Source organism: Arthrobacter flavus (genome assembly GCF_039526005.1).
GTDB classification, from domain to species: domain Bacteria; phylum Actinomycetota; class Actinomycetes; order Actinomycetales; family Micrococcaceae; genus Arthrobacter_D; species Arthrobacter_D flavus.
In genome coordinates this window covers 7,967-15,951 of sequence record NZ_BAAAIJ010000031.1, presented here as the reverse complement: position 1 = coordinate 15,951, position 7,985 = coordinate 7,967, and the positions used below count along the sequence as shown (strand labels likewise).

Annotated in this window: 7 protein-coding genes; 6 read left to right on the top strand and 1 reads right to left on the bottom strand. The window is 64.8% G+C overall.

The genetic code is table 11. The features are described from left to right. Nucleotides 1–252 (bottom strand): DUF1059 domain-containing protein (locus ABD059_RS07620; protein ID WP_343878787.1); only part of this gene is annotated, 252 nt, incomplete at its 3' end. Between the two features lie 261 nt (nucleotides 253–513). On the opposite strand from ABD059_RS07620, the gene ABD059_RS07615 reads away from it, so the two are divergent. The 6 genes from ABD059_RS07615 to ABD059_RS07590 form a co-directional block, all read left to right on the top strand. Continuing rightward, a complete protein-coding gene (locus ABD059_RS07615) occupies nucleotides 514–1,551 on the top strand; it encodes a LacI family DNA-binding transcriptional regulator (protein WP_343878786.1) in 1,038 nt (345 codons plus the stop codon). A 40-nt stretch (nucleotides 1,552–1,591) separates the two neighbouring features. Continuing rightward, complete coding sequence (locus ABD059_RS07610; protein WP_343878784.1) at nucleotides 1,592–2,884, top strand: extracellular solute-binding protein; 1,293 nt, start codon at nucleotides 1,592–1,594, stop codon at nucleotides 2,882–2,884. Between the two features lie 11 nt (nucleotides 2,885–2,895). Further along, nucleotides 2,896–3,846 (top strand): carbohydrate ABC transporter permease, encoded by a 951-nt coding sequence (locus ABD059_RS07605; protein ID WP_377959572.1) that lies wholly within the window; start codon nucleotides 2,896–2,898, stop codon nucleotides 3,844–3,846. Between the two features lie 184 nt (nucleotides 3,847–4,030). After that, on the top strand, nucleotides 4,031–4,786 hold the full coding sequence (locus tag ABD059_RS07600) for a carbohydrate ABC transporter permease (RefSeq protein ID WP_377959574.1): 756 nt from the start codon (nucleotides 4,031–4,033) through the stop codon (nucleotides 4,784–4,786). 4 nt (nucleotides 4,787–4,790) lie between these two features. Further along, complete coding sequence (locus tag ABD059_RS07595; protein ID WP_343878780.1) at nucleotides 4,791–5,903, top strand: glycoside hydrolase family 130 protein; 1,113 nt, start codon at nucleotides 4,791–4,793, stop codon at nucleotides 5,901–5,903. Next, nucleotides 5,900–7,985 (top strand): hypothetical protein (locus ABD059_RS07590; RefSeq protein ID WP_343878779.1); only part of this gene is annotated, 2,086 nt, incomplete at its 3' end. The genes ABD059_RS07595 and ABD059_RS07590, both read left to right, overlap by 4 nt.

Sequence of the window (7,985 nt, the reverse complement as noted above, 5' to 3'; positions counted from 1 at the left end):
CCCAAAACCAAACCAGCACCCGCGGCCCCTGCCCACCGCCCTCAAACACCCGGCCAAGACCTCCGATGAAAAATCGAGGCTAACTGGCTGGATGGCACCGCGGACAGACTGAACCAGGCTGTCTGGCACCGTGGTCAGATTGTGGACTGCGGCCGCGTGGGCGCCAACCTGGGCCAGGATCTCGTCGTCCGTACTGCACACCCACTTAGCCTCGCAACCGGGAACCACATCACCACATGCAAACGATTTCATCGATTCTCCTTGTGCTCCGCCGTCCTTAGCGGTGAATTGCCTTACTGGTCGTCATGGCTTTACGTATTATTCGCCCCGGCGGTCCAGCAGGACTGCTGTTCCACCGGCTTGAATTCTCCACAACGTGAAGTCCTCCTTGACTATCGGTCACTGAACCGGTTTAGTTAAGGCTACTTAACCGGTTAAGTGATAGGGATCACCTCGTAATATCCCCAGGTAACTGGTTGTTAGCCTCACCACAAGACAAGGATGGCGACAGCGATGCCGGTAACGATCAGCGACGTGGCCCGGGCCGCCGGCGTGAGCAAGGGCGCTGTGTCCTATGCCCTTAATGGTCAGGCGGGAGTCAGCGAAGATACTCGACGCCGCATTCTCAGTACCGCGGCAGCACTGGGCTGGACACCCAGCCTGAGGGCCCGATCACTGTCCTCGTCGAAGGCCTACGCCCTCGGCCTGGTGGTAGCCCGAAACCCGCGACTGCTCGGGACCGACCCGTTTTTCCCATCATTCATCGCGGGGATTGAGACCACCCTCGCGGACAGCGGCTATTCGTTGGTCCTCACCGTGGCGACCCAGACGGGGTCCGAAGAGGCTAGCTATCGGCGGCTGGCGCACGAGGGCCGGGTGGACGGCGTGATCCTCAGCGACATGCGCACCGACGACTCCCGCATCGCCCTGCTGCTGGAACTGGGACTCGCGGCAGTCACCCTGAACAGGCCGGACACACCCTCACCCTTCCCCGCCGTCTGCATGGACGACACCGAGGGGATCAGCCAGGCCGTTCAGCACCTCGTCGACCTGGGGCACACCAGAATTGCCCATGTCGGTGGAACACAGCACTACATTCACGGACTGAGCCGCCGCAATGCCTGGGCCAACACCCTCAAGCTCAACGGCCTGGAAACTGACCTCTTCATTGAAGCGGACTTTGGTGCGACTGAGGGGGTCGCCGCGACAGCTGACCTGCTGGCCCGCGACAACGCACCAACTGCGATCGTCTACGCCAACGACATCATGGCCACCGCCGGGCAGGCCTACGCCCAGCAGCAGGGGTTGCGGATTCCTGCCGACCTGTCGGTCACCGGCTATGACAACACCGAGTACGCCCAATACCTCAACCCCGCACTGACCAGTATCGGCAGCGACCCGCTTCTGTGGGGCAGCTCCGCAGCGCAGGTCCTGCTCAACCAGCTCGACGGCACTCACGACGGCGCCGACGTCGTCCTGCCCGCCCCCAGACTGATTACCCGCGGCTCCACCGCGGCGCCCCACAACCGGAGTTCTTCCGGCAGCAAATAACGCATCCAACGCAAGTGAAAGTGATCTAGGAGAAAACGCAATGACGCGATACACCAAGCGAGCACTGGCTATCACGGCCACAGCCATGATGGGCCTCGGCCTCGCAGCCTGCGGCGGCAGCGGGGGCGACGCCGCCGGCGACGGCGAGCTCACCAGCGGCCCCATCACCATCTGGTATTCGAACAATCAGCAGGAAGTGGCCTGGGGTGAGTCGATGGTCGAGGCGTGGAACGCCGACAACCCCGACCAGGAGGTCACCGCCCAGGAAATCCCCGCCGGCACCAGCTCCGAGGAGGTCATCGCCGCGGCGATCACCGCCGGCAACGCCCCCTGCATCGTGATGAACACGGCTCCGGTGGCCGTCCCCCAGTTCGAGGAGATGGGCGGGTTGGTCCCGTTGGACACCTTCGAGGACGGCGTCGAGTACGTCGAATCCCGCAGTGGTGAGGTTGCGGAGCAGTACAAGTCGGCCGACGGGCAGTACTACCAGCTGCCGTGGAAGTCCAACCCCGTGGTGCTGTACTACAACAAGGACATGTTCGAAGCGGCAGGGCTTGACCCCGAAAACCCGGCGCTGGGCACGCAGGACGAGCTGCTGGAAACCTCCCGCACCCTCGTTGAATCGGGCGTCGCCGACTACGCGATGTGGCCGTCACCGGCCGGTGAGTTCTACCAGTCCTGGTTCGACTTCTATCCCTTCTTCGCTGCTGCGACCGGTGGGTCCCAGCTGGTGGTCGACGGCGAGGCAGCCTTCAACACAGAAGAGGGCAAAGCCGTTGCCGGGATGTGGCAGACGATGTACGAGGAGGGGCTGTCCTCCCAGGAGGCGTACACCGGTGACTCGTTTGTGGACGGAAAGGCAGCAATCGCGATCTCCGGCCCCTGGGCCATCCCCGTGTACGGCGACGACGTGAACTGGGGGACCGCCCCCGTACCGGGTCTCGCCGAAGGGGACGAGAGCTATACCTTCTCCGATGCCAAGAACATGGCGATCTACTCGGCCTGCGACAACAAGCAGACCGCCTGGGAGCTGATGAAGTTCGCCAGCAGCGAGGAACAGGACGGTGCGCTCCTTGAAGCCACCGGACAGATGCCCATCCGCGCCGATCTCACCGACGCCTACGCCGAATACTTTGAGGCGAACCCCGCCTACACCGAGTTCGCCGACCAGGCATCGCGTGCGGTCGAGGTGCCGAATGTGCCCAACTCGGTCGAAATCTGGCAGACCTTCCGTGATGCCTATGGCGCCTCGGTGATCTTCGGCAACGAAACCGTCGACGACGCCTTCACCCAGGCTGCCGAAGAGATCACCAGCCTCGCCTCCGAAGAGTAGACGGAACGACGGTGACGACTCCAACCACCGTCGGTACGCCGCGGGATCCGGGTATCAGCCCGGGTCCCGCCCCCCGCCGGCGCAACAGGCTGCTGGGACGCCAACCACTCGGGCTGGCGTTCAGTGCACCGTACATCATCTACATCCTTGCGGTGCTGGCGTTCCCCCTGGGCTACGCCGTCTATATCTCCTTCCACGACTTCTTCTTCACCGCCCCCGGTGTGGCGGTGGACCGCCCATTCGTCGGGTTCGACAACTACGCGACGGTGCTCACCGACCCCGATGTGGGCCGCTCCTTCGCCAATATCGGCGTGTTCCTGATCATCAACGTCCCCCTCACCGTCGGGCTCTCCCTGGTGCTCGCCAACGCCCTGAACCGGGTCACCCGGCTCCGCACCTTCTTCCGGGTCAGCTACTACGTCCCCTACGTGACCGCGAGCGTCGCCGTCGTCGGGGTCTGGCTGTTCCTGTTCGGGCAGAACGGGCTGGTCAACTCGATCCTCGGTGAGCTGGCACCCGATCCCTCCTGGCTTGTGAACTCGGGTCTGGCGATGCCGACGGTGGCCCTGTACGTGACCTGGAAGCAGCTGGGATTCTTCATCCTGCTGTACCTTGCCGCGCTACAGAACATCCCCGAAGAGCTGTACGAGTCGGCGTCGGTCGACGGTGCCGGCAAAATCCGGCAGTTCTTCAACATCACGATCCCCGGGGTACGGTCGGCCAGTTTCTTGGTGACGCTGCTCGCCACCATCACCGGTGCCAACCTCTTCACCGAGCCGTACCTGCTGACAGGCGGGGGCGGGCCCGACGGCGCGTCGACGTCGCCGGTGTTCCTCATGTACCAGCAGGGCATCCTGCAGGGCAACCCCGATACTGCTGCTGCACTCGGCGTGATCCTGGTCCTCGGCGTTCTGCTGCTGGCCCTGATTCAACGCCGCTTCGTCGGCGGAAAGGAAGACTGAGATGGCCAAGGACTTCCAGCCAACCCTGGCCACGGCGGCTGCCCTGCCGGGCGATCCTGCCGCACACCCAGACCCCGACCCTGCCGAGCGGAGGTCGGCGACCGCCCGGCACCGGTCGTTGCGCCCGCTGAGTTTCCTGCTCCTGGCGGTGGGGGCATTCGTTTTCCTCTTTCCCTTCTACTACATGTTCATCGGCTCGCTGCAGACCGAACCCGACACCTCGGTGGCCGGTGCCTTCCCCAATCTGGGCAACATCACCGGGCAGAACTATGTGCTGATCAACGAGTCGATCAACCTGGTGCGGGGGCTCGTCAACTCGGGCATCTTCACCGGCGGCGTCATCCTGTGCACGGTGCTGTTCGGCATCCCTGTCGGGTACGCGCTGGCCCAGATGCAGTTCCGTGGCCGCGGCATGGTTTTCGCCATGATGCTGCTGGTCCAGATGATTCCGTTCCAGCTGCTGCTGATCCCGCTCTATGTGCTGATTGTGCGTGACTATGGCCTGGCGGACAGCTACCTGGGGATGATCCTGCCGTTCGCCATCAACTCCACGGCCGTGTTCGTCTTCAGGCAGTACTTCCTACAGCTGCCGGCCTCACTGTTCGAGGCCGCACGGATTGACGGGGCGTCCGAACTGCGTATCCTCACCCAGATCGCCATTCCGCTGGTGCGGCCAGCCATTGTCACGGCCGTCCTGCTCACCTTCATCGGACCGTGGAACGAGTTCCTCTGGCCGTTCCTGGTGACGAAGGATGTAGCCTTCCAGCCGCTCGCCGTCTCCCTGGCCAACTACATCTCCAATGTCGCGGCGACCGCAGCCAACCCGTTCGGTGCCATCCTGGCCGGCGCGTGCGTGCTCGCGGCTCCCGCCGTCGCACTGTTCATTTTCTTCCAACGCCAGTTCATTTCCACCAATATCGGATCAAGCGCAAAGGGCTAACCTTATGACTTCGCAAACCACCATCACCACCGACGCAGCCAGCACCACACCGCTGCCGACAGTCCCGTTTACGCTGACCCGGGCGGGTGTCATCATGAGCCCTGAGGAAGGCAACGACTTCGAGGCCGAGGGTGTCCTCAACCCTGCCAGCGGCCGCGGCCCGGACGGCGAGCTGTACCTGCTGCCCCGGCTGGTCTCCCAAGGCAACGTGTCCCGGGTCGGGCTAGCCAAGATAGTGATCGAGAACGGAATACCCACCGGCGTCGACCGGCTGGGCGTGGTCCTGGGCCCGGACGAAGGCTGGGAACGCGGCACCAACAACTCAGGCACCGAGGACCCCCGCACCACCTGGGTTCCCTCACTCGGCCTGCACCTGATGACCTACGTGGCCTACGGCCCCCTGGGGCCCCGGATGGCGTTCGCCCACTCCACCGATCTGCGGTCCTGGCAACGGCTCGGACCCTGCTTCTTCGAGTACAAGGCTGAGCTGTCGATGGACCTCAACCTGTTCCCGAACAAGGACGGCGTGTTTTTCCCCGAGCCGGTCAACGACCCCGACGGCGTGCCCTCCTACGCGCTGCTGCACCGCCCCATGTGGGATCTGGGCTGGATCCGTGAGGGCGAGGGTGAACACCTTCCCGCCGGGATCACTGACAACCGGCCCGGCATCTGGATCTCCTACGTGTCAGTCGAGGACGTCGAGAAGGATATCCGGAACCTGGTGCACATGGGCAAGCACACCCTCGTCGCGATGAGCGAGTTCGAGTTCGAGGAACTGAAAATCGGTGGCGGCCCACCGCCCCTGCGGATCGACGAAGGCTGGCTCATCATCCACCACGGCGTGGCCGGGGCACTGGAAAAGTCGGCGTTCGACCACCAGCAGAAGGTCAACTACTCGGCCGCGGCAATGATCCTCTCAGCCGACGACCCGTCACAGGTGATTGCCCGCAGCCGCGAACCGCTGCTGCAACCCGAGACCGACGACGAAAAGTCGGGCATTGTGCCCAACGTGGTGTTCCCGACAGCCATCGAGGAGATCGACGGCCAGCTGTTCGTCTTCTACGGCATGGCCGACTCCAAAATCGGTGTGGCCCGCCTTGATCGGATCGTCGCATGAGCGCCCGGGCAGCACGCATCCCGTGCCTGGTGATGACTGCCTCGCTCGCCCTCGTCGGCGTTGGCATGGCACCCGCGACGTCAGCACCCGTGGCAGCAGCACCAGCGGGTGCCACCTTTGTGTCGCCCGCCGCCGCGGCGACCGCACCGCTCACCAACACGTCCCACCTGGACTGGCTGCTCGAGGAGGTGCCGGTTCCTGCGATCGAAGGCCACAGCACCTACCGCGCCGAAGAGCAGCCGACGGCGCTCGCGCCCTGGACGTACGCTGACCGGAACGACGACGGCACGTACCGGAAGATCGGCGGCGGAAACCTCGACGCCGACGGCAACTGGAGCCAGGGCGCCTACAACGCCGACGACATTTCCCGCACCGCGGTCGTCTACCTCCGGCACTGGCAGCAGACGGGGAGTGAGGCAAGCAAGGAACTGGCGTTCCAGACCCTGCGATCATTGGCCTACCTGCAGACCACTGACGGCCCCAATGCGGGCAACGTGGTGTTATGGCAGCAGACCGACGGTGACCTGAACCCTAGCGCCGAGCCCATTGAACTCCCAGATCCCAGCGATTCGGCTGAGTCCTACTGGGTGGCCCGCACGGTGTGGGCCCTCGGCGAGGGGTACGCGGCGTTCAGCGACGCCGACCCCGAGTTCGCTGCGTTCCTGCAGGAGCGTCTGCATCTCTCGTTGGACGCGCTCAACCGCCAGTCGCTGGGCCAGTATGGCCAGTATGACATCGCCGACGGCGTCAGCGTCCCCGCCTGGCTGATCGCCCAGGGCGCCGACTCATCGGCTGAGGCAGTGCTCGGCCTGTCAGCGTACGTGGGGGCCGAGCCGTCCGACGAAGTGGCGAGGACCGCCCTGTCCCAGCTCACCGAGGGGATCGCCGAGATGTCCTCGGGGGACACCCAGAGCTGGCCGTTTGGTGCCATCCTTCCCTGGACCAAGTCCCAGACGTTCTGGCATGCGTGGGGTGGCATGGCTCCAGCCGCCGTCGCTGACGCGTCGGTGGTACTGGGTCGCCCCGACCTTGCCGACGCTGCGGTGCAGGACACCGCCGGGTTCACCGCGCAATTGATCACCGCGGGTGGACCGGATAACGCGTGGACTCCCACGCCGTCCGAGCGGGTGCAGATCGCCTACGGCGTCGATTCGCGGCTGCAAAGCCTGGTGTCGACTGCGGAAGCGACCGGCGCTACCGGGCTGTATGAGCTGGCGGCAGTGATGGGCGGATGGTACTTCGGTGCCAACCGCAGCGGCGAACCGACGTACAACCCGGCGACCGGGGTGACGTTCGACGGGGTGCAGGCCGACGGGACCGTGAATTACAACTCGGGGGCCGAGTCGACCATCCACGGTCTACTCTCCATGCTGGTGCTCGATGCCAACCCGGAGCTGAAGGCAGCGGCCCTGGGGATCGACCAGACAGTAGCCACCGACGGGCTCACCGTGGTCGAGGCTGAAACCGGGACCATCACGGGAGACGGCACCATGGTCACCGCTGAATCCGCGTGGACCGGAGAGGCCAACATCTCGGGTGGCGCGTATGTGCAGCTCACCACCGGAGCACGCCTACGCATCCCGATGACCGCGCATGAGCAGGATCGCAACGTGTACCCGATCGTGAACAGGACTATCGAGGACGCCGGGACCACCAGCTGGTCGGCGAAACGGAAGCTTGGCGCTACCCCCAACGGCGGGGCAGGGGAGCAGGGCATCACCGACGCGCCGGGGATTCTGCAGCCGTTGAGCCTTGACCGGGAACTGAAGCGTGGGGAACGCAGCATCAGCGCCGCCGTCGACGGCGCGGCATCGATCGACGCGCTGCTGCTCCAGCCACTGATTTCGTCAGTGACCGTCGATGGGCCGGCGGGGGAGTCCACCATCTTTGTCAGCGCCTCCGACAAGAAATCGCTGCACCCCGTGGTTGTACCGCGAGGCTACCGGCTGGAACAGCACGCCTACGACGCGGCCGGCCAGCCGGTCGCCGTGCCGGGGAGCAAAGGCCACGACCGTGGCGCGATTGCTGACGGCAAAGGGCAGGGTAAGGAGAAGGGGCGCAACGGCGACAAGGTCTTTGTGG